At 37.5% G+C, this 22639-nt stretch carries 20 protein-coding genes and 1 pseudogene; 18 read left to right on the forward strand and 3 right to left on the reverse strand.

The annotated features are described in order from the left end of the window. The first annotated feature begins 157 nt into the window (after positions 1 to 157). The 3 genes from accB (at position 158) to ACIQZG_RS09830 (ending at position 2468) form a co-directional block, all read left to right on the forward strand. Complete coding sequence (gene accB, locus ACIQZG_RS09820; RefSeq protein WP_402755002.1) at positions 158 to 649, forward strand: acetyl-CoA carboxylase biotin carboxyl carrier protein; 492 nt, start codon at positions 158 to 160, stop codon at positions 647 to 649. Positions 650 to 664: 15 nt separating this feature from the next. Then, positions 665 to 2023 (forward strand): acetyl-CoA carboxylase biotin carboxylase subunit, encoded by a 1359-nt coding sequence (accC, locus tag ACIQZG_RS09825; protein ID WP_402755003.1) that lies wholly within the window; start codon positions 665 to 667, stop codon positions 2021 to 2023. A gap of 220 nt (positions 2024 to 2243) precedes the next feature. Continuing rightward, complete coding sequence (locus ACIQZG_RS09830) at positions 2244 to 2468, forward strand: hypothetical protein (RefSeq protein ID WP_402755004.1); 225 nt, start codon at positions 2244 to 2246, stop codon at positions 2466 to 2468. Positions 2469 to 2720: 252 nt separating this feature from the next. Here ACIQZG_RS09830 and ACIQZG_RS09835 read toward each other — a convergent pair. Continuing rightward, positions 2721 to 3215: pseudogene (locus tag ACIQZG_RS09835) on the reverse strand (bclA protein); the annotation flags it as partial. 585 nt (positions 3216 to 3800) lie between these two features. Here ACIQZG_RS09835 and ACIQZG_RS09840 point away from each other — a divergent pair. Next, complete coding sequence (locus ACIQZG_RS09840) at positions 3801 to 4211, forward strand: Asp23/Gls24 family envelope stress response protein (RefSeq protein WP_402755005.1); 411 nt, start codon at positions 3801 to 3803, stop codon at positions 4209 to 4211. Between the two features lie 177 nt (positions 4212 to 4388). On the opposite strand, the gene ACIQZG_RS09845 is transcribed toward ACIQZG_RS09840, so the two are convergent. Together ACIQZG_RS09845 and ACIQZG_RS09850 are read right to left on the reverse strand one after the other, a co-directional pair. Then, entirely contained in the window at positions 4389 to 5558 is a 1170-nt protein-coding gene (locus ACIQZG_RS09845; protein WP_402755006.1) for an MFS transporter, read from the reverse strand. 127 nt (positions 5559 to 5685) lie between these two features. Then, complete coding sequence (locus tag ACIQZG_RS09850; protein ID WP_402755007.1) at positions 5686 to 6522, reverse strand: MerR family transcriptional regulator; 837 nt, start codon at positions 6520 to 6522, stop codon at positions 5686 to 5688. Between the two features lie 292 nt (positions 6523 to 6814). Between ACIQZG_RS09850 and nusB the strand changes: the two genes are divergently transcribed. The 14 genes from nusB to ACIQZG_RS09920 all read left to right on the forward strand — a co-directional run bounded on the left by nusB (position 6815) and on the right by ACIQZG_RS09920 (position 22290). Beyond that, positions 6815 to 7195, forward strand: a complete 381-nt coding sequence (nusB, locus tag ACIQZG_RS09855) for a transcription antitermination factor NusB (protein ID WP_402755008.1) — start codon at positions 6815 to 6817, stop codon at positions 7193 to 7195. Between the two features lie 127 nt (positions 7196 to 7322). Next, the gene (gene folD, locus ACIQZG_RS09860; protein WP_402755009.1) at positions 7323 to 8180 is read left to right on the forward strand and encodes a bifunctional methylenetetrahydrofolate dehydrogenase/methenyltetrahydrofolate cyclohydrolase FolD; all 858 of its coding nucleotides are present in this window, start codon (positions 7323 to 7325) and stop codon (positions 8178 to 8180) included. Positions 8181 to 8311: 131 nt separating this feature from the next. Beyond that, positions 8312 to 9127, forward strand: coding sequence for an undecaprenyl-diphosphate phosphatase (locus ACIQZG_RS09865; RefSeq protein ID WP_402755010.1), 816 nt, complete (start codon positions 8312 to 8314; stop codon positions 9125 to 9127). A gap of 239 nt (positions 9128 to 9366) precedes the next feature. Next, on the forward strand, positions 9367 to 10719 hold the full coding sequence (gene xseA, locus ACIQZG_RS09870; RefSeq protein WP_402755011.1) for an exodeoxyribonuclease VII large subunit: 1353 nt from the start codon (positions 9367 to 9369) through the stop codon (positions 10717 to 10719). Between the two features lie 2 nt (positions 10720 to 10721). Beyond that, entirely contained in the window at positions 10722 to 10955 is a 234-nt protein-coding gene (xseB, locus tag ACIQZG_RS09875; protein ID WP_402755012.1) for an exodeoxyribonuclease VII small subunit, read from the forward strand. A 3-nt stretch (positions 10956 to 10958) separates the two neighbouring features. Further along, the gene (locus tag ACIQZG_RS09880; RefSeq protein ID WP_402755013.1) at positions 10959 to 11840 is read left to right on the forward strand and encodes a polyprenyl synthetase family protein; all 882 of its coding nucleotides are present in this window, start codon (positions 10959 to 10961) and stop codon (positions 11838 to 11840) included. A 164-nt stretch (positions 11841 to 12004) separates the two neighbouring features. After that, positions 12005 to 13909 (forward strand): 1-deoxy-D-xylulose-5-phosphate synthase, encoded by a 1905-nt coding sequence (gene dxs, locus ACIQZG_RS09885; protein ID WP_402755014.1) that lies wholly within the window; start codon positions 12005 to 12007, stop codon positions 13907 to 13909. Beyond that, positions 13906 to 14724: a TlyA family RNA methyltransferase gene (locus ACIQZG_RS09890; RefSeq protein ID WP_402755015.1), complete on the forward strand. Its 819-nt coding sequence runs from the start codon at positions 13906 to 13908 to the stop codon at positions 14722 to 14724. The genes dxs and ACIQZG_RS09890 overlap by 4 nt, the downstream gene beginning before the upstream one ends. A gap of 101 nt (positions 14725 to 14825) precedes the next feature. Further along, positions 14826 to 15275 carry a transcriptional regulator AhrC/ArgR gene (ahrC, locus tag ACIQZG_RS09895; RefSeq protein WP_219361662.1) on the forward strand — a complete coding sequence of 150 codons (450 nt, stop codon included), beginning with the start codon at positions 14826 to 14828 and terminating at the stop codon, positions 15273 to 15275. A gap of 44 nt (positions 15276 to 15319) precedes the next feature. After that, positions 15320 to 17011: a DNA repair protein RecN gene (gene recN / locus ACIQZG_RS09900; protein ID WP_402755016.1), complete on the forward strand. Its 1692-nt coding sequence runs from the start codon at positions 15320 to 15322 to the stop codon at positions 17009 to 17011. A 128-nt stretch (positions 17012 to 17139) separates the two neighbouring features. Then, positions 17140 to 18087: a SpoIVB peptidase S55 domain-containing protein gene (locus tag ACIQZG_RS09905; RefSeq protein ID WP_402755017.1), complete on the forward strand. Its 948-nt coding sequence runs from the start codon at positions 17140 to 17142 to the stop codon at positions 18085 to 18087. A gap of 424 nt (positions 18088 to 18511) precedes the next feature. Further along, complete coding sequence (spo0A, locus tag ACIQZG_RS09910) at positions 18512 to 19303, forward strand: sporulation transcription factor Spo0A (protein ID WP_402755018.1); 792 nt, start codon at positions 18512 to 18514, stop codon at positions 19301 to 19303. A gap of 411 nt (positions 19304 to 19714) precedes the next feature. Next, a complete protein-coding gene (locus tag ACIQZG_RS09915; RefSeq protein ID WP_402755019.1) occupies positions 19715 to 20383 on the forward strand; it encodes an MOSC domain-containing protein in 669 nt (222 codons plus the stop codon). A gap of 626 nt (positions 20384 to 21009) precedes the next feature. Next, positions 21010 to 22290, forward strand: a complete 1281-nt coding sequence (locus tag ACIQZG_RS09920; protein ID WP_402755020.1) for an oligosaccharide repeat unit polymerase — start codon at positions 21010 to 21012, stop codon at positions 22288 to 22290. Positions 22291 to 22639 lie beyond the last annotated feature (349 nt).

Genomic DNA, 22639 nt, shown 5'->3' on the forward strand with positions numbered 1-22639 from the left:
TGTTATATATCAGTATAATGAAAAGGCTTTCGTTTAGTATAAGAAAGCCTTTTATTTTGTTTATATTTACTTAATTTTCATTTAACTATTTCAAATTATCAAAAAAAAATATAGAATAGTACCTGTAGTAGATTTTATTTAATAAGGAGAGTTAGAAATGTTCAAAATTCAAGAAATTCGTGAAATTATTAAATTGGTAGATTCTTCTTCAATCGACGAGTTCGTATACGAAGTAGAAGGGGCAAAAGTTAAATTGAAAAAGAATGGTGTAGTTGTGACTGAAGCAGTAGCACCTAAAAAAGAGGTAGCAGCACCTGTTGTACAACAAGCGGCACCTGTAGCAGCGCCAGCAAAGGCTGAAGAACCAGCAGTAGCTGCACCAGCAGCACCAGTAAACAACGACCCATCGTTACATAAAATTGTATCACCAATGGTTGGTACTTTCTATGCAGCTTCAAATCCAGAATCACCAGCTTACGTTCAAGTTGGCGACAAAGTTGGCGATGAAACAATCGTATGTATCGTAGAAGCTATGAAGCTTTTCAATGAAATCGAAGCAGAAGTTAAAGGCGAAATCGTTGAAGTTCTTGTAAAAGACGGCGAATTAGTAGAATACGGTCAACCATTATTCCTTGTAAAAGCTGAGTAAGGAGTGCACACTACCATGAAAAAAGTATTAATAGCAAATCGCGGCGAAATCGCTGTTCGTATCGTTCGTGCTTGTAAAGAACTAGGCATCAAATCTGTTGCCGTATACTCTGAAGCAGACGCAGAAGCATTACATGTGAAATTAGCAGACGAAGCATATTGCATCGGTCCTAAACTATCGAAAGATTCTTACCTAAGTTTCCCAGCATTACTTAGCGTAGCGCAAAAAACAGGTGCAGACGGGATCCACCCTGGTTACGGTTTCGTATCTGAAAATGCAGACTTCGCTGAGGCGTGTGAAAATGCGGGCATTAAGTTTATAGGTCCTTCATCTGATTCTATTAAAATCATGGGGATTAAAGACGTTGCGCGTACAACAATGGAAGCGGCGGATGTTCCTCTAGTTCCAGGTACTGGTATCGTACCAGATATCGAAACTGGCCGCGAATGGGCTGCAAAAATCGGTTACCCAGTAATCATCAAAGCAACTGCTGGTGGTGGCGGTAAAGGGATTCGTGTAGCGCGTACAGAAGAAGACCTAATTAAAGGGATCGAAATTACGCAAAAAGAGGCTGCTGCAGCATTCGGTAACCCAGGCGTATATTTAGAAAAATTCATCGAGTACTTCCGTCACTGTGAAATCCAAGTTTTAGCGGATGGTCATGGTAACGTTGTACACTTAGGCGAACGTGACTGTACAGTTCAACGTCGTATGCAGAAGTTAGTTGAGGAGGCTCCATCTCCTGCACTATCTGCTGAACGCCGTGCTGAAATGGGTGCAGCTGCTGTGAAAGCAGCACAAGCATGTAACTATGAAGGTGCTGGTACAATTGAGTTCATCTATGACTATCAAGAGGACAAGTTCTACTTCATGGAAATGAACACTCGTATCCAAGTAGAACATCCAGTAACAGAAATGATTTCTGGTGTCGATCTTGTGCAACAACAATTAAAAATCGCATCAGGTGAGAAACTTCCTTTCACACAAGATGATATTAAATTAAATGGTTGGGCAATTGAATGCCGTATTAACGCTGAAAACGCATATAAAAACTTCATGCCATCTGCTGGTACTGTAGACACTTACATTACACCAGGTGGTTACGGAGTGCGTATTGATTCTGCTGTTTACGCTGGTTATACAATCCCTCCGTACTATGATTCAATGGTAGCAAAACTAATTGTTCATGCAGATACGCGTGAAGAAGCAATTGCGAAAATGAATCGTGCGCTAAGTGAGTTTGAAGTGTCTGGACCTGGTATCCATACGACAATTCCTTTCCACGAAGCACTAATGAACAACGACGTATTCAAATCTGCGAAATTCAATACGAAATTCTTAGAAGAAAACGACGTATTAGCTGTGAAGAAGTAGACGTAGTTTGAATTAGCGCTATTCTAAACGTTCATTGAGCGTGAAGGTTGCGACTTCAAATTACGGATATTTATTCGACGGTGGAATAGAATTAAGCATAAAACAAAGCGGAATATCGTAAATGTTTTACCCTCTAACTAATAATTGTTAGGGGGTTTTTGCGTGGTTAGAAAAGGTCAATGTACGGGGGGGCGATTTAGAACATCCACCGCCGATTGAATTGATTAAGCGGTCACAAGAAAATAGCGACGAGACTTTAGGACAAGCTAAACTGCGAATTATGATTGACGTTAATGCAACAAATTCAACGAATAATCGTATCAGTGTGCGTTCGGTGTTCTTAATTGTTAAAGAACAGATGCGCTTAGCGAATATTAGGAAGCAGACAATTAAAGAGAATAAATACATTTATAATCGGTTACTTAATCACCGGGCGGTATATTAGGAAAAACTATAAGCGAACTCACTCGCGCCAACGAGTCGATTCGCCAAATATGCGCTAGAGTCAGCGCCAACTGGCTTTAGCAAACGAATATGAAGGATCATTGCGCCAACAATGGTTGATGAAAACTAGGTGCGCCAACACCTAGTTTTTCTTATTCTAATCAACTAAAGTACTTGTTAGTTCAATAATAAACCTACTAATTATTGATAACTACTGACTCACTAAATATTTGTTTTTAACATCTTTCTTTATTCAATTAGTCTGCCCTACAGCTACAATCTTGCAAGTTGAAATTGCAAATCTAAAGATTGGTTGATTAGGACTTATTGGTAGTGTACCTAACACAATACCAAGACCTGTTTGTTCCACGTTAAAATCCACTGCAGTAGACCCGTTACTGGCCAAAAGATTAACTGTTGAACCAATAAGTGTATTCAGCAATTGTCTAATTGGCCGTTCGCGACAATTGCATTCACACCCAGAATCAACAGGCGGCAACAAATTGATAGTAGGTCCTGGTGGGAAAAAGCCTACCCCTGTTACATCAGAAATATTTACTACGTAGGTTGTAGTTCCATTTGTAACAGTAACTAAAAAATCATTCACCTCAACAATAGTGAATAAAAAAAGGAGAGGAGGTACATTAGGTGCGTCTGCAATAGTACCAAGAATTACAGTTTGCCCAACAAGTTGTTGTAAGACGGACTGAAGTGGAGAAACACAACAGTCACAAAGACATGAAGATGTAGGGATTGAAGGACAACAACTATTAAGCGCTGTGTATTTAACCGGAGGACAGTGACCGTTAGGTGTTATTCTAGTAATTTTCTTTTTTTTAGACATAATTTCACCCCGCTATTTCTTATAGAATATGCTTTTAAGAAATATTAGATTGGATTAAAAACTACTCAAGCTATTATTAAACATGGACAAGCCTGCACCGTTAGTAGAATAGCAATAATCTCTCAGAAACCAGAGGGGAATAATTAAATGTTTTTGCGAAAATCATGTCCGAAAACGGGATTTTGTTCGGGTATGTATAGTAGGGGAGTTTAAACAATTTTAAATCGCAAGTCGACGTTATTTTATCATGCGAAGGCTAGAACGGCTAAATCAAGTGTGATTACAAAGACAATTCGACGAATGTTAGGGCTGGTGTTAGGCGTTTATTGTACGTTTTTAGTTCTATTGAATAACAATTATCAAAATGCCCTACAAACGCTATGAGTTAAAATATAGTGGCTTTATCACGCCAACTGAACCTTTTTATAGTATAATAAGCGTAATAACAGCAATTGAAGCTTGTAATGTGTATGGGAAAGGATGATTTGCATGGCAGAGAAAGTAGGACAATCATTTGTACAACCAGCGCCATCTGGTAAAGAAGAATTAGGGAAAATTGAAGTAGCTGCGGAAGTCATTGAAATTGTAGCAGGTATTGCGGTAAGTGAAGTAGAAGGAATCTCTGCAACACGTGGAAACATTGCAACTGGTGTTGTAGAACGTTTCGGTAAAAAAGTGCACAATAAAGGCATTAAATCAGGTGTCACAGAAACTGGTGAAATTTCAATTGATGTCTTTTGTTCAGTAAAATACGGATTTGCCATCCCAAAAGTTGCAAAAGACGTACAATCACAAATTCGCCAAGCGATTTTAGATATGACTGCACTTGAAACAGCAGAAGTAAATGTTCATATTACTGGCATACACTTCGAAAAAGAAGAAGCGGCAGTTCAAGAATAAGAAAAAACCGTTTATGACACTAGTCGTAAACGGTTTTTTGATTGTTAAAGAAACTATGAATTTTTAACCTGTTGATAACCTAGGGCATAGTTGTGGCCTAGGTTAAAGAACTACATCCTCAAGGGCTCGCAAGCAACTGTCGGATGTAAACGAACGCTTACGCGTATTTGTTTATGTTTATACACCAATATGTTTTGGTTTTTTCCAAAATAGAGCGAGTCCAACGCCTACTACTAATACAATAGTTGCAAAATAATATGGATAATTTAAGTTTACATCGAATAAAATACCGCCGATAATCGGTCCAAATACATTCCCGAGACTTGTAAACATTGAGTTCATGCCTCCAACGAAGCCTTGTTCATTTCCTGCGATTTTTGATAAATAGGAAGTGATCGCCGGTCGGATTAAATCGAAACCTACGAAAAGGAAGAATGTAACAAATAAAATTGACCAATAACTACCGACAATTGTCATCGCAAATGTTAGAATAGCTGACAATGCCAATGAATAACGAATAAGCTGAATTTCACCCATTTTTTGTGTGAGCCAGTTAAACAGTACAAGCTGTGCGATTGCACCGACAATACCACTACCCGTAATAATAATTGCAATATCCGCTGGGGTGAAGCCGAATTTATGATCGACAAATAGGCTAAACAGTGATTCAAATGCGGCAAGGCCAAATGATAATACAAAGATCAATATAAATGCTATGAAATATAGAGGACTGAAAATGCGTGTAAAGCTTCCGAGTATAGAGGGAGCTGTATCTGTATCATCTTCAGCACGTGTTGGCTCTTTTAGTAATATAAGTGATAGGATACCTGCAAATGCACCAAGTATACCGGCTACGAAGAACGGTACACGAGTACCTATTTCCGCTAAAAAGCCGCCAATCCCCGGTCCGACGATAAAGCCAGTACTAATGGCTGCACTCATAAAGCCAAGTGCTTTTGGGCGTTGATCCATCGTTGTGATGTCCGCAATAAATGCTGTAACTGCTGGCATAATAAAGGCAGCACTCACACCACCAAGCATACGTGATATGAATAATATTTCAACTGATCGACCTAAACCAAATAAAAATTCAGATACCCCGAATATAAATAGACCTATGACAATCATTATTTTTCGGCCGAATCGGTCTACCATGCGTCCAGCAATTGGTGACACAAGTAGTTGTGTAATAGCAAATGCTGCGACCATATAGCCGACTACCTCGCCGGTAATGCCTAGTTCGTTCATTAAGGTCGGTAAAACTGGAATGACTAGACCAATGCCTAAAAAGGCGATGAATAGATTTGAGAGTAAAATACTTAAGGTGACTTTTTGAGTTTTTGTCATGGTGTTCTCCTTCATTTCAATACAGAATTCGCGATTAGCGCTTATTTGAACATATTTTATAAAATAAACCCTATAGTAACTATAGAGTCAATTGAATTGTTTTAGATTAAGAGAATGTATTTCATATTTACTGTTTTTTCCTGATTTTTAATTCAACAATGAACTCTTTTTCCTGTGAGGTTGCTAATGTAGCTGGCATATAAAGTTCAAAAACTTTGTTTTCAACAGGAAAGTCCCGAGATTCCACATAATGCTTTAGTTTTTCGTAATAAGAAAAATACGTTTTAGGATCATAAATGAATGCAATGCAATAGTATGTTCCAGCAGGTACTATGGTTTGCTGTACATCTGCGGACAATTTTGAAAATGTACGATTTGTTAAAAGTGGGGTGAAAACAGCATCGTATCTAATATCATCCACATGGTTGTAGTTCGCAAGTTGATAAATGCAACCGTAACGGCTATTGAGTACACTTCCTTCTTTTTCTAAAATTTTCGTAAGTGTACTATAGTAAGCGTTTGGGATGTATGTTGGAGTTAGTTCAGTTGTTTGGACTTGTAATATGGGCATCTCTTCTTCGTTTCGCGAGTAAACTTCACCGAATACAGGAATATCTATTTGTTCTTGTGTCTGCTTCTTAGTTTTTAATAGTGTGAACTTTACTTCGTTTAAACGATTGATTTTTTCCTCGATGCGTTGTTCTTGCTGCTCTAAAAAAAACAGTAGTTCCTCAGGTGTTAGAAGCAGCGCCTTTTTAATGTCCTCAAGAGGGATACCAATATATTTTAATGATTTAATGATATCTAAATAAAACAACTGTTCATCTTTGTAATAGCGATAATTACTCGATGTATCAATGTAAGATGGTTTGAATAAATTAATTTGATCGTAGTAACGAAGTGTTTGTACTGATAGGTTCGATAATTTCGCAACTTCCCCTATTGTATGGTAGTGTTCCTTCATAATTAAAAAGCCTCCAGGTAAGAAATGACTGCATTAAGGTAGAAATTAATTGGTACATTTCATTTCATCATGCTAAAGAAACACCTCTGTATGATAGATTTTGATATTTTTTAGTATACCATTCATGCATTCAAAGAAATAATGCTATCTTTTTGTTTTTGACTTTAGAATAAACATGCACTAAGTTGCTTGAAAAAGGTTTCAGATTATTGAAAACTTGCGTTAAACCATGTATCTTGCATGATTTTATGCTATTATAAACCTTAATGCCACTTATGAAGGAGAGCTTTACATGAAACGACATGAAGCACGCGAAAAAGCGTTGCAAGTTTTGTTTCAGCTAGACAATACGGATCTAACAGTCGAAGAAGCAATGGAGCACATTAAAGGCCAACCAACTAACGCTTTTTACGAAAAGATTGTAAAAGGAACAGCTGAAAATTTAGAGGAAATCGATGCGGCATTAGAGCAGCATTTAGAAAAGTGGTCACTTGCCCGCTTGCCGAAAATCGAGAGAACGGTTTTACGTCTAGCTGTATATGAACTTTTATACATGCAAGAGACACCAAAAAGAGTAGTACTTAACGAAGCAATCGAGTTATGCAAAACATTTGGGGACGATGGGTCGTCTAAATTTGTTAATGGCGTACTTTCTAAATTTACAGAACAATAATCCCTTTAATCAATATACTGATTAAAGTTTACCGTCCGGCGTATGTTGCATTTGTTCCTAAGTGACAGTTGTAGCATACGTCGAGGTATGTTTGAGAGTTGAAAATTGGAAGGAGTAACTAAAGTTTATGTCAAGTGCAATTATTAATGGTAAAGTGATTGGTCAAGAAATTCGTAATTCAGTAGCGGGTCGCGTTGCTAGTTTAAAAGAGAAAGGGTTAACACCTGGTTTAGCAGTAGTGCTTGTAGGGGATAACCAAGCTTCAGCTACATACGTAAGAAATAAGCAAAAATCTTGTGAGGCAATTGATATGTTTTCGGAGCTAATAAAGCTTCCAGAGGAAACGACACAAGAAGCTCTACTAGAACAAATTGAACTATTAAATAAGCGTGAAGACATTCACGGTATTTTAGTTCAGTTACCACTTCCAAAGCATATTGACGAGGACACAGTTATTGCTACTATCGCTGTTGAAAAAGACGTTGATGGCTTCTCGCCAGTAAGTGTTGGAAAAATGATGCTTGGCCAAGAAACTTTTTTACCATGTACGCCGTTTGGTGTGATGAAGCTTCTTGAATATTCAGGAATTGAAATCGCAGGAAAACATGCAGTCATCGTTGGTCGTAGTCATATCGTTGGTAAACCAATGGGGCAACTACTATTACAAAAAGATGCAACAGTGACATATACGCATTCAAAAACACCAGATTTACCTTCATTCACAAAACAAGCGGATATTTTAATTGCAGCCGTAGGTCGTGCAAACTTCATTACGAAGGAGCATGTTAAAGAAGGAGCAGTTGTAATTGATGTCGGTATTAACCGTGATGAAAACAACAAGCTATGCGGCGACGTAAACTTTGCAGATGTAGACGGCATTGCGTCTCATATTACACCGGTACCAGGTGGCGTAGGACCAATGACGATTACAATGTTACTATTCAATACAGTACAAGCAGCTGAAAACAAACTTGCAAATCAATAAAATGTATGTAATTTAGTAGGAAAAAGGGTGTCTCAATTTACTTTTGAGATACCCTTTTTCTAAGTGAACTTTTTAGTTTCAAATGCGTCTAAAGAAAAGCTAAATACGTATACTTACTATGGAGGTTTTTAATGGAGAACTTTGATGTAATACTCATACTGAAATATATTATTATCGGACTTGTGCAAGGGTTCACAGAGCCGATTCCTGTGTCTTCAAGTGGACATGTAATGATTGCCAGTGAGATTCTTGGAATGGGGGAGCAAGGGTTTACCTTTGCTATTTTAACGAATACCGCATCCCTATTTGCAGTAGTCTATATATACCGAGAGGATATCCTTCGTTTAATTTCTCATTCGATCAAGTATATAACAACGAAGCAAAGACGCTATAGAGCCGATTTCCGCTTTGTATTGTTCATTGTGATTGGTTCAATACCAGCAGGTGTGTTAGGTGTGCTATTAAGTGACGTCATTGCGGAAAATATTAGTATGACAACAATTGCAATTATGCTGTTTGTGACGGGGATTGCACTTTGGTTAATTCGAAATATGCGTGGTACAAAGCGTGATGAAGATTTAACTGCAAAAGATGCCATTCTTGTCGGGTTAGGGCAAGCTGTTGCGTTAACACCAGGCATTAGCCGTTCGGGTGCAACAATTATTTCAGCGATTGCAGTTGGGATGAAGCGAGAAACAGCACTACGCTTTTCATTTATGCTTTATATTCCTGTAAGTCTTGGGGGTGTTGTGCTCGGGATAACAGACTTTTTAGGTGAGCCAGATAAAGGTGCACTTGCTGTTCCGTATGCTGCGACATTTATCGTGACATTATTCATGACATACTTTGCGATGCGCTGGTTTATGGGGATCATGAAGAGTGGTAAGCTAATCTACTTTACGTATTATTGCTTTATTGTAGGGACATTATTACTAATATTTTATTAAACAATAAGCCTCTTGACGCCATTTTCGTTAAGAGGCTTTTAATTGTTATGTCTATTTGTCAAGATAGTGATTAATATTTAAAGTATTACAGAAGAAGTATGGTGAGTGTGATAAAATAATCAGGCGAGTATGTTTTTATCTTCTGCAAATCAACATTTTCACACTTCATTTTCAGCAAAAAATGTTATGATATGTATAGTTTTGATGAAAACTTGATATAAGAAAAGGAGCCGGAAAATATGTCGTCAGCTTCTTATTTAACTGTAAAAGCGTTAACGAAATATATAAAACGAAAGTTTGATGCCGACCCGCATATGCGAGATGTATATGTTAAAGGTGAACTGTCGAATGTAAAACTTCATCAGTCAGGACATATTTATTTTACGCTAAAGGATGACGGAGCTCGTATTGCGGCTACGATGTTTAAAACAGCGGCTACAAAGCTGGCATTTGAACCAAAGGAAGGCATGCAAGTATTTATTCGTGGGGATGTAAACGTTTACGAAGGTTATGGAACCTATCAATTGTATGCGCAAGAAATGCAACCAGATGGTGTCGGAAGCTTATTTGTCGCATTTAATCAGCTAAAAGAACTGTTACAAAAAGAAGGTCTTTTTAAACCAGAATGGAAACAGCAGATTCCAAAGTATCCTGAAAAAATTGGTGTATTAACGTCAACAACAGGTGCAGCGATCCGTGATATTTGTACGACTTTAAAGCGTCGATATCCGCTTGCTGAAATTTTAATTTATCCAACTTTAGTGCAAGGTGCACAAGCTACACCAAACATTGTACAAAACATCGAGAATGCAAATAGAGATGCTAAGTGTGACGTGTTAATCGTCGGACGTGGTGGTGGTTCGATTGAAGATTTATGGGCGTTTAATGAGGAAGCGGTGGCTCGAGCGATTTTTAGTAGTCGTATTCCGATTATCAGTGCGGTAGGTCATGAAACAGACACAACAATTGCAGATTTTGTCGCGGATTTACGTGCGCCTACACCTACGGCAGCTGCGGAGATGGCTGTACCAGATCAACAAGAATTGTTTCAGCGTGTCTTGACCCAAAAATCACAACTCCATCAAATCGTACGTATGCAACTTACAACAGAACGTAGTCGTCTAAGTAAACTACAACAGTCGTATCCATTATCGATGCCGGAAAGATTATACCGTCCGTTTACAGAAAAATTAGCCCAGCTAGATACAGGGCTTCAAAAGGCAATGCAAGTGGATTTGATGAAAAAATCATCCCAACTACAAAAGCTTCATGGAACTATACAGCAGCATTCTCCTAAAAAAGCTTTAGCCTTCCACCGGAGAGAGCTCGAAGTGAGTACGCTACAATTAACACGTGCTGCTGAGCAATTTGTTGCAAAGCAAAAACAACAATTTGGAGCGTCCGTAAGAACACTTGAAGCACTTAACCCACTTGCAATTTTGACGAGAGGGTTTACAGTAGCATATAAAGACGATAAAGTGCTAAAATCATCCGCGGATTTAAAGCTAAATGATACCGTGACACTTTCTTTTTATGACGGAAAGGTGACAGCTGAAGTAAAAGAAATAAAGCCGAACAGTGAGGGGGAATAGACGTGGCAAAACAACAACAGACTTTTGCAGAAGCGATGACAGCATTAGAGGAGATTGTTCGTCAGTTAGAGCAAGGCGATGTACCTTTAGAAAATGCGATTGATTTATATAAACAAGGCATGGAATTATCGCAATTTTGTCATAGCAAATTACAGAATGCTGAAGAACAACTCATTTCCATTGTACAAGAGACAGGAGAAACGAAAGATTTTGATCCGTTAAAGGGAGAGAATTAATTCATGAATGAACAGTTAAAGCAATTTATAGAAGTGAATACACCACAAGTAGAAGAAAAGATGTATGCACTTGTTGAAAAAATTGAGGCACCTACAGATTTGAAAAAATCGATGCTTTATTCACTTGAAGCAGGTGGAAAGCGCATTCGTCCACTATTTGTACTTGCTGTCTCAGAACTTTATGGAAAAGGCAAACAAGACGCTTTTATAGTTGGTGCAGTGATTGAAATGATTCATACATATTCACTCATTCACGATGATCTGCCAAGTATGGATAATGACGATTATCGCCGTGGCAAATTAACAAACCATAAAGTATTTGGAGATGCACTTGCAATACTTGCTGGAGATGCATTAAATACATTCGCATTTGGTGTGTTAGCACGTATGGATCTCTCCGCGGAAAAACGTATTGAGCTCGTCAATCTACTGAGCGTGGCTGCTGGAGCTGAGGGCATGGTAGGCGGTCAAGTTTTAGATATTGAAGGTGAAAAACGTCAATTGAACTTAACAGAACTTGAACATGTGCATGTCAATAAAACAGGTGCGCTTCTTCGCTTTAGTATTGAATCGGGTGCAGTATTAGCAGATGCGTCTCCAGAAGAACGTGTAATCCTAGTTGAATACGCGCATCATATCGGGCTAGCATTCCAAATTCAAGATGATATTTTGGATATTGAAGGTACATCAGAAGAGCTAGGAAAAACTGCGGGGAAAGACGTTGCAAGCGACAAAAGCACATACCCAGCACTTCTTACATTAGATGGTGCTAAAGAAAAGCTTTCTGAGCATTACAATTATGCCATAGCAGCACTTGACAAATTAGAAGTTGATGCAAGTTTACTACGTGAATTTGCGGCGTATATTGTTCATCGTAAAAACTAAGAGAAAAACAAGGCTTTTTAAGCTAGGGTTATGCTAGAATAGGTGAGGGAAGTTTGCGAAAGTAGCAAACAAAAGTGTTCGTACTTTTAGCATAACGATAACACTGTTATAATAGTGGAAACACGATTGCGGTGAATAATTTATTGAAAAGGTGTGTGAGAAAGGTGGATTTAAATAAGATTTCTAGTCCATCCTTTTTAAAAAACTTAAATAAGAGACAGTTAGAACAACTTGCAAAAGAGATACGTTCTTTCTTAATCGAAAAATGTTCTGTCACAGGTGGTCATATTGGGCCAAACCTAGGTGTTGTGGAGCTAACTATTATGCTTCATAAGATGTTTGACAGTCCAAAAGATAAGTTTTTATGGGATGTCGGCCACCAAGCTTACGTGCATAAAATTTTGACAGGTCGCGCAAATCAATTTGATACATTACGTCAGTTCAAAGGGCTTTGTGGTTTTCCAAAGCTTGTGGAGAGTGAACATGACGAATGGGAAACTGGTCATAGTTCGACGTCCTTGTCAGCTGCCATGGGGATGGCTGCAGCACGTGATATAAAAAAAGAAAAAAACTACGTTGTACCAATTATCGGTGACGGTGCTCTAACTGGTGGGATGGCGCTTGAAGCGTTAAATCACATCGGACACGAAAAAACAAATATGATTGTGATTTTAAACGATAACGAAATGTCAATTGCACCAAATGTTGGAGCATTACACAGTGTTTTAGGTCGTTTGCGTACAGCGAAAGAATATTCTAAAGCTAAAGAAGAACTAGAATCACTCATCAACAAAATTCCTGTACTCGGTGGTAAGCTCGCTTCAACAGCAGAGCGTGTAAAAGATAGCTTAAAATATTTAGTGGTTTCAGGTGTGTTCTTTGAGGAACTGGGCTTTAAATACTTAGGACCGATTGATGGACATGATTTTGAAGCACTTGAAACAACTTTATTGCATGCGAAAAAAGTTAATGGCCCAGTGCTAGTTCATGTTATTACGAAAAAAGGTAAGGGCTACAAACCAGCTGAGGATGATACAATCGGAAACTGGCATGGAACTGGTCCTTATAAAATGGAAACAGGTGCATTTGTTAAATCAGAGACGAAAGGTCCTGCCTGGAGTAGCTTGATTGCTGAAACAGTACGTAAAATCTCACATGAAGATGAACGTGTTGTGACAATTACACCAGCCATGCCTGTTGGTTCAAAGTTACAAGGGATTCAACAAGATTTCCCGCATCGTTTCTTTGATGTCGGGATTGCAGAGCAACATGCAGCAACAATGGCAGCAGGGCTTGCTACGCAAAAGATGAAGCCGTTCCTTGCGATTTATTCAACGTTCTTGCAACGCGCATATGACCAAGTGCTACATGATATTGCACGTCCAAACTTAAATGTGTTTATTGGGATTGACCGTGCTGGCCTAGTTGGTGCAGACGGTGAGACACATCAAGGTGTGTTCGATATTGCCTTTTTACGTCACATTCCGAATATGACGATCATGATGCCAAAAGATGAAAATGAAGGTCAACATATGGTTAAGACAGCTATTGACTATGAGGGTGGTCCGATTGCACTTCGTTATCCTCGTGGCAACGGCATTGGTGTGCCACTGGATGATGAGTTGAAGGTATTACCAATCGGTAGCTGGGAAGTACTTCGAGAAGGAAAAGATGCGACGATTTTAACATTTGGTACAACGATTCCAATGGCAATAGAAGCAGCAACATCTTTAGCACTACAAGGTGTAGAGGTTGAAGTAGTGAATGCTCGCTTTATTAAACCGATGGATGAAGAAATGTTACATCGTATTCTATCAAATCGTAAGCCGATTCTAACAATTGAAGAAGCAGTTCTTCAAGGTGGTTTTGGCAGTGGTGTGTTAGAGTTTGCACATGATCATGGTTACCAAAATGCTTTAATTGATCGTATAGGTATACCAGATCAATTTATTGAGCATGGTAATGTTGATCAATTATTAGATGAAATTCACGTAACAGCAGAAGAAACAGTAGCGCGTATTCACGCACTATTACAACATAAACAGCAAGTAGGTTCGAAATTACAATGACAAAACAACCGAAAGAACGAGTAGATATTTTACTTGTAGAACGCGGTTTATGTGAAACTCGTGAAAAGGCGAAGCGCTCCATTATGGCAGGGCTCGTCTTTTCCAATGAGATTCGCATTGACAAAGCAGGCGAAAAAATTGCGATTGACGCGCCACTACAAGTAAAAGGATCCGATTTAAAATATGTAAGTCGTGGCGGCTTGAAATTAGAAAAAGCGCTACAAATTTTTGATATGTCTGTAGACGGCAAACTTATGCTTGATATTGGCTCATCTACAGGAGGCTTTACAGATTGTGCGCTACAAAATGGCGCAAGACATTGCTATGCCTTAGATGTAGGTTCCAATCAACTTGCATGGAAGATCCGTTCAGATGAGCGTGTAACAGTGATGGAAAAAACTAATTTCCGCTATACGACAGCAGCTGATTTAACGGAAGGCTTGCCAGAATTTGCGACAATTGATGTGAGTTTTATCTCGCTATCTCTTATTTTACCTGTATTAAAAACTGTGTTAATGCCAGGTGGAGATGTCATGGCTTTAGTAAAGCCTCAATTTGAAGCGGGTAAAGAAAATGTCGGTAAAAAAGGTATTGTCCGCGATAAAAAAGTACATTTGGAAGTTCTTGAAAAAACAGCTAAGATGGCAACAGCAGTCGGTTTTGTTGTCAAAGATGCATCATATTCTCCAATAACAGGTGGCGAAGGGAATATTGAATTTTTATTCCATTTAGTGAATCCTAAAGACGGAGAAGTCATTCCTGCATATACAGCTTTTAATGCACTCGTTGAAGAAGCACATAGCACTCTAAAATAGCACGTGCTCGGGCATCCGAGCCGTGTTTTTTCTTGTGCTTTTGCGTGTGAAATGTTAGTGTAAATATACAAATATTTAACTATTTATAAGAGGTGACAGATATGAATAAAAGTCAACGACATATTCGAATTCGAGATATTATTGCTAATCATGAAATAGAGACCCAAGACGACTTAGTCGATTTCCTAAAAGAAGCTGGATACAACGTAACGCAAGCAACAGTGTCACGAGATATTAAAGAATTACATTTAGTGAAAGTGCCATTACAAGATGGTCGTTATAAGTATAGTTTACCGGCAGATCAACGTTTTAATCCTGTGCAAAAGTTACATCGTGCACTTGCGGATGCTTTTATCAGTATTGACGGTGCATCTCACTTTCTTGTCATGAAAGCTTTACCTGGTAATGCAAATGCCATTGCCTCATTACTAGATCATTTAGATTGGCCAGAAATTTTAGGAACAATTTCTGGAGATGATACGATTTTAATTATTTGCCGTGACGAAAACGAACGAGAAAATACCAAAAATCGATTATTGGAAATGTTATAAACGAGATGTATAGCAAGGTGAATTTGATACAGAGGTGACAATTTGTGTTAAGAGAACTTAGTATTCGAAACTTTGCCATCATCGAAGATTTAACGGTGAGCTTTTCTGATGGTTTAACAGTTTTAACGGGAGAAACAGGTGCTGGAAAATCCATCATTATTGATGCTGTGCATTTACTAGCAGGTGGCCGTGGGAATTCAGAATTTATCCGACACGGAGCAAAGAAAGCAGAAATCGGAGGACTGTTCCACATTTCTTCTGATGAACATCCGATTTATAAAAAGTTGGATGAAGCAGGCATTGAAGTGGAAGAAGACACGATTATTTTACGCCGTGATTTAAATGATTCTGGAAAAAGTGTATGCCGTGTTAACGGCAAGCTTGTCCCACTTTCGGTTTTGCGTGATATTGGTTCAAGTCTTATTGATATTCATGGGCAGCATGAAAACCAAGAATTGATGGATGAAAAGCAGCATATAGACTTGCTCAATCAATTTGCGGCAGAGCGACTAGCACCAATTCAAGAAAAATATAGTGAAAATTTTGAGGCGTACCGTGCACTGCGAAAGGTACTAGCTTCAATTTCAATTGATGAGCAATTAATGGCACAACGCATTGATTTATATCAATTTCAAATAAAAGAGCTTGATGATGCGAATATTAGTATTAGTGAAGAAGATGATTTACTTGATGAACGCCGTCGTCTCATGAATTTTAATAAAATTTTTGAGCGATCAAGTACGGCTTATGAAGCAATTCAAGGTGATTCTAGAGGTTTAGACTGTATCGGCAATGCTATGGGTGCATTAGATGATGCGGCCGCTATTGATGAGCATTTTAAGGAATCCTCTGAAGCGGTGACTTCCGCATTTTATGCACTGCAAGATGCTGCGTATCAAATCAAAAATATTCTCGATGAATTGGAATTCGATCCAGCTCGTTTAAATGAAGTTGAACAGCGTTTGGCCTTAATACAAAATTTAAAACGTAAATATGGTTCGACGGTTAAAGAAATTTTAGCTTATCATGAAAAAATTAAAACAGAGCTAAATGAATTATTAAACCGTGATGAAATCTTGCAAGTAAAAGAGCGCAAAGTGCTTGAAATGGAAGCAGTTTTAACGGACTTAGCAGAACAGTTATCAGCTGTGCGTAAAGAGGCTGCAATCCAGCTGAGTGAAGCGATTATGGCAGAACTGCGTGAATTACATATGGAAAAAGCAAAGTTTATCGTGAATTTTGATTTGTTGCCGACCTTTGATATAAATGGTAAGGATCAAGTTGTTTTCTATATTTCGACAAATGTAGGTGAGCCACCAAAGTCTTTACCGAAAATTGCATCTGGTGGAGAATTATCGCGTATGATGCTTGCTTTAAAAACAATATTTTCTTCATCAAACGGTGTAACATCCATTATTTTTGATGAAGTGGATACAGGTGTGAGCGGTAGAGTGGCACAAGCAATTGCAGAAAAAATTGCGGCAATCTCCATAAATTCGCAAGTATTATGTATTTCACATTTACCACAAGTTGCGGCGATGGCAGATCATCATTATTTTATAAAAAAAGAAGTCGAACACGATCGTACGTTTACGTCACTTGCAGAAATTGATACAAAAGCGCGCATTGAAGAAGTGAGTCGTATGATGTCTGGTGCAGAAATCACCGAATTAACCTTACAACATGCAACTGAACTTTTAAATATGGCAAATGAGAGAAAAAGTAAGATGCGTTAATTTAAGAAGAAGTCTAGAAACAGGATGAAGTGTTTCTAGGCTTTTTTCATTTTACACAAATATTTACCGCTTATAAGAATGAGACAACAACACATAGTAACAAGACAATATTGAAAAGGAGGTGTCATATGAATCGTCATTGGCGTCAATTTGTCACACTGCCCATGCTCATTGTTTTGTTATTTATGCCTATTCAAGCATTAGCAGCAAAAAAACTTATTCCAATGGGTGAATCCATTGGAATACAGCTTCAATTATCACATGTATTCGTAGCACATGACGTACTGCTATCCTCCAACAAATGGGTGAAAGGCGGTACTGTCGTTGAAAAAATAAACAATGTATCTGTTAAGACGCTCGCGGATGCACATCAGGCCATACAGAATAGCGGTCAGCAGCAGTGGACTATTCAAAGTGAAGGTAAACAGCAAATTTTAGAACTACAAGAGAATGAGGCAGATAATGTAATTTCTTTTTTGAAAGATGAAACAGATGGTATAGGCACACTGACATATATTGATCCAGAGACACAAAATTACGGCGCACTTGGACATCAAATTGTAGACTCTTCCATACAAAAAGCCCCTATTTTTCACGATGGCTCAATTTTTTTAGCTTCCATCCATCAAATCCGTAAAAGTACGCCAGGACAACCAGGTTATAAAATTTCATCCATTGAAAATCAACAAACACGTTTAGGCAGTATCGATAAGAATACAGTCTATGGTATTTTTGGCCGATGGGAAGTTGGTTATCAAAAAAGATTGCCCAAAGCGATTGAAATTATGCACGAAAAAGATATAAAAATTGGGAAAGCTGAAATTTATACGGCAATCGAGGGTAGTAAAGTGGAGACGTTTACCATCAATATTACAAAAATTGAAAATGAACGACTTGAATTCATTGTATCTGATGAAAGGCTTATTGAAAAAACCGGTGGGATTTTACAAGGTATGAGCGGTAGCCCAATTATTCAAGAGGGTCGTTTTGTAGGCGCTGTTACACATATGTTTGTAGAAGAGCCGAAAAAGGGTGCGGCTATTACAGTGGAAGAGATGTTAGACAAATCATCTTAGCTAATGGGCGAATTCAAGTGAAATTTGTATAGTGCGTAATGGATATGTAAAATAGAAGGATGTGTTAAAAGTGGATGATCCATTTTTAACACATCCACTAATATTTTATACAATATATTATCTCCCTCATTAGTTTTTTGATACATATTTAAGCAGATATTATCAACTCTTTGTGAAAAAGAGTAGTTTTATCTAGTAGTTTTATCTACAATAGAAATAACGACAATCGATAAATTGTTGGAAAATACAGTTAATTGTCGATTTACAAAGAATATCTCAGACTACATACTCATTTTTAGAAACAAAAAAGGAATTTGATCAAAAATGTCGAAAATTCCAAAGTGTGTCTAAAAAACATAAAAGGGAGAAATAGTTCGATGCTTTGACAGAAATTTCAAAGCGAAATTCAAAAGGAGGAATTGCAATGTCAAAAGTGAAAGTGGCAATCGCAGATGATAATCGTGAATTATTGAAAACTATGGAGTTATACTTTCAAAATCACCATGAAATAGAAGTAATCGCAACAGCTTCAAACGGGAAAGTTTGTATTCAAATGCTGGAAGAGTATTCACCAGATGTTTTATTACTTGATATTATCATGCCGCATCTTGATGGTTTAGCTGTTTTAGAGGCAATGTATCAAAATGAAAAAATGTCAGCAATTCAAGTAATTATGTTAACAGCATTTGGTCAGGAAGATGTAATGAAACAAGCTGTTGATTTAGGCGCTTCATATTTTATGCTCAAGCCTTTTGAATTCGATCAACTGGTCCAAAAGATTTTACATTGTGCTGGTCAAAAAGCAACATTGCCGAAAAAGGCAAGTATATTACAACCTGCTGCACCTCAAAAATTAAATCAACATCAGTTAGACAGTACAATAACAGCCATTATTAAAGAAATCGGCGTTCCTGCACATATTAAAGGCTATTCGTATTTACGTGAAGCGATTCAGATGGTCTATGAGGATATTGAGTTATTGGGCTCAGTGACAAAAATCTTATATCCAGAAATCGCAAAAAAATTCAATACGACACCATCTCGTGTAGAACGTGCGATACGTCATGCGATTGAGGTTGCATGGAATCGTGGCAATTACGAATCGATTTCGTCGATGTTTGGCTATACAGTGCATCACTTAAAGTCGAAGCCGACAAATTCAGAGTTCATCGCCATGATCGCAGACAAGATTCGTATTGATATGATGGCGAGCTAAGTTTAGATATATCAGCGTTTATACTAGTTATAGTTGCTAGTCAATTCGATTTATAAAGTAATCACCTAATTTTTAAAACCTATAATTAACAAAATACAAACGTGTTAATTTTGACACGCCTTCATTTATTGGTTTCCTAGAAAATCAAAAGTGAGAGGGTGTCTTTTTTGTGTTCAAAAGAGAGTATGATTCCTTTATGTTGCATTATAAGGCTAAACATTTGTTGCAAAGACCTGGAGTTTATATGAACAAACTGAAACGTTCTTTAAAATTTACTTATAAAGAAGGAACTTGAGTTGGAATAGCATTACGAACCTTCTACTTTTAAAACCAATTGCTGACAAATCATTGTCTGTAGTAAACTAAATAAATGCAAAGGATTATGCTATTGCTTAATTGAGGAGGATTAAAATGGAGAAAAATATAGCGACTATACATACACTAGCTGTTGGTATGCCGAAAGAATTGCACTATAGTAACGGGCGATCAATGATTACAGGGATTGATAAACGAGAAGTACACGAAGTTTATTTGGCGACTCGTGGTTTTGAGGGGGACGATGTAGCAGATAAAAAACACCATGGTGGACCTGACCGCGCTGTTTGTTTATATCCTGCGGAGCATTACATACAATGGGAAAAGGAACTGGGTAAAACGTTGCCAACAGCAGCATTCGGTGAAAACTTAACAGTAACGAATATGATGGAAGCGGATGTTTGTATTGGAGATACTTATAAAATTGGTGATGCCATCATTCAAATTACGCAAGGACGTGTGCCATGTAGTACGATTGATAAATATACTGAGGCAAACACATTGCTTAAACGCTTAATTGAAACAGGTTATACGGGCTTCCTTGCGCGCGTGCTAAATGAGGGAACAATCCGTGCAGATTCGAGAATTGAATTAATAGAAAGACATCCTGCACGTATATCGGTTTTGCATTGTAATGAAGTGTATTTTAAAAACAATGACGCACTCGCGATGAAACGCATTCAGGCAGTAGATGCATTAGCGGAGGATTGGAAACAAAAATTAGAAAAAAGGATCCAGTTATTACAGAGTCGAGTAGAGAAATAATGTGTATGTAAGATGGCTGGCTTGTACTTAATAGACATAAGCGGTGTCACATCTATCGTCGAGACGAGTTTTGACTGATCACGTTTACCATGTGACTTAATAGAAAAATCTCTATACGCTTTGTAAACGAGGTATAACACTTAAACCAAGTAATGTATGAACCACTAGTAAGGATTGAGTGGGAATAATTAAATAACAACTCTAAAAAGCTTGGAGAGCCTATTTTCATAGGTTTTTCTAAGTTTTTTATTTTAGTGATATCAAATTTAATACCAATATAACTTTAATTGAAATATATATTTCAGGCGAGTTAATCGCCAAAAGTATGCGAATGTCATTTGATTAAAGTTCTTTATTCTTATATATATTGCGTCACTTCCTGTGACAATTGTCTGTGCGAAGCTGGCTTATCGGACGTTCCCTGGAAAGCGTCAGTTGGAACGGAAATACGACCTAATTTTGGTAACTAACATTTTAAATGGGATAAATTAGGTGTAATTTGTCGTATTCATGCTATAATTGCAATTGTATGTATTGAAAAATATGGGAGAGGAAGCGCGTTTGTTAGGCAATTATCAATTTACTATAGGGGAGGGCAAAAACATCTAATAAGGTGTAAGACATGTATGAATAATTTGAAAGAAATTTTATCAAAGGCTAATAGAATTGATATGTTTTCACCATACTTCTTTTTACCTTTTATATTAATACTTTATTTTTTCGTAAGTTTGTTTGATTTCCATCGGTTTGAGCAATTTAGAATAAGTGAGTCGATTTGGCCGGCTGTTATTTTAGCACTAGTATGCTATTACATAGGTGTGTATATTATTGATAAATTAAAATGGATAATTCCATCATTTGGATTGTCGTTTTGGGGGAAATACGTGGTTCACTTTGTTGTATTCCTAACATTACTTGGATTAGCCAGCTTTTTAATGATCCTATTTAGCGGAGGATTAGGTATTTCTGATGAATCGAATCGCCGAAATCTTAGTCCAAAGTTATACTTCTTTAGCCAATTATTATGGTTTGGCGTGTTATTATTGCTTTCTTATAAAATGATTTTGGAAGAGAAAATGACCTTAAAAAAAGCATTCGTCTATGGCCTGATTTTCGCTGCAGTAATGTTCTTATTTTTATTAAATGGATATCGTACGCCATTAATTATTATGCTATTTACGGGTATTATTATTTTCCACTACGTTGTAAAACGAGTAAAATTGACTTGGTTCCTATCCGCATTATTCATTATTGCTGTAGCATTTTCGATGTTCGGCTTCATACGTGTCCTTACAGAAGATTTAACGATCGAGTCTAATTCGCGTGAGCAACCAAATGTGGATTTGACAATTGAGGAAAAAGCAAAGCTATTAACTGCTGAGCAAAAGGTAAATTTAACACCGAAGTGGATTCGTGCAATAAACCAGGAAAGTGTAACAGGTCATATTGTGTTAAGCACCATTATAGAGTATACAAAGGAAGAAGATTACTTGAAGGGTGAAATTCACCGTGGCATTTTCAATACCGTATTACCAGGAGAACAAACTTCGCCACGTATGCGGGTAACGGAGGTTGTAAATTCTATAGGTGCTGAGAAAGGTAAATGGATTACACGTCCAACAAGAACCACAACACCCACATTTATTGGTCAACTATTCCTTGATGGAGGCTATTTATTAGTAGCGATTGGCTTCTTATTATATGGTGCATTAATTTCTCTAATCTATAATAAAGTAAAACGAGCTGGTATTCGCAGTTTTCACGCAGTTGCCTATGCGTTTGTTATTACAGTGTTTACTGTGTCGATGCATACGGGCTTCCTCGATTTAATCTTTATCTTGATGCTTGGATTTGTCGTAATTGCTTCGTCAATTATTAAAATCGATAAGCCAAAACTTCAATATTAAATGACGATGGGTTGTCCAAGTAAAGAGGATGGCCCATTTTAAGATGATTTTTCCGGTGTATAGGAAAAATATACTATTACCTTCTATGAAAATGGAGAACTATCTGGTGCAAGAAATACTTAGCAATCTTTTTTGATTTTTCACAAAAAAAACAAACTAGTATTAAGTAGTAGCCTGTATAATAAAAATGAATGACATATTAAACATAATTATAGGGAAAACTGCAAAAATATAAATTAAATATGATAATCTACATATAAATAGGAGTATTTTCCTTGTCCATAGGGTCAAATGTCTCTAAACAAATGATAATAGATTGTATATACTTATTACATAATAGTGGGAAGGA

The organism is Lysinibacillus sp. NPDC096418 (assembly GCF_044762775.1).
Lineage (GTDB): Bacteria > Bacillota > Bacilli > Bacillales_A > Planococcaceae > Lysinibacillus.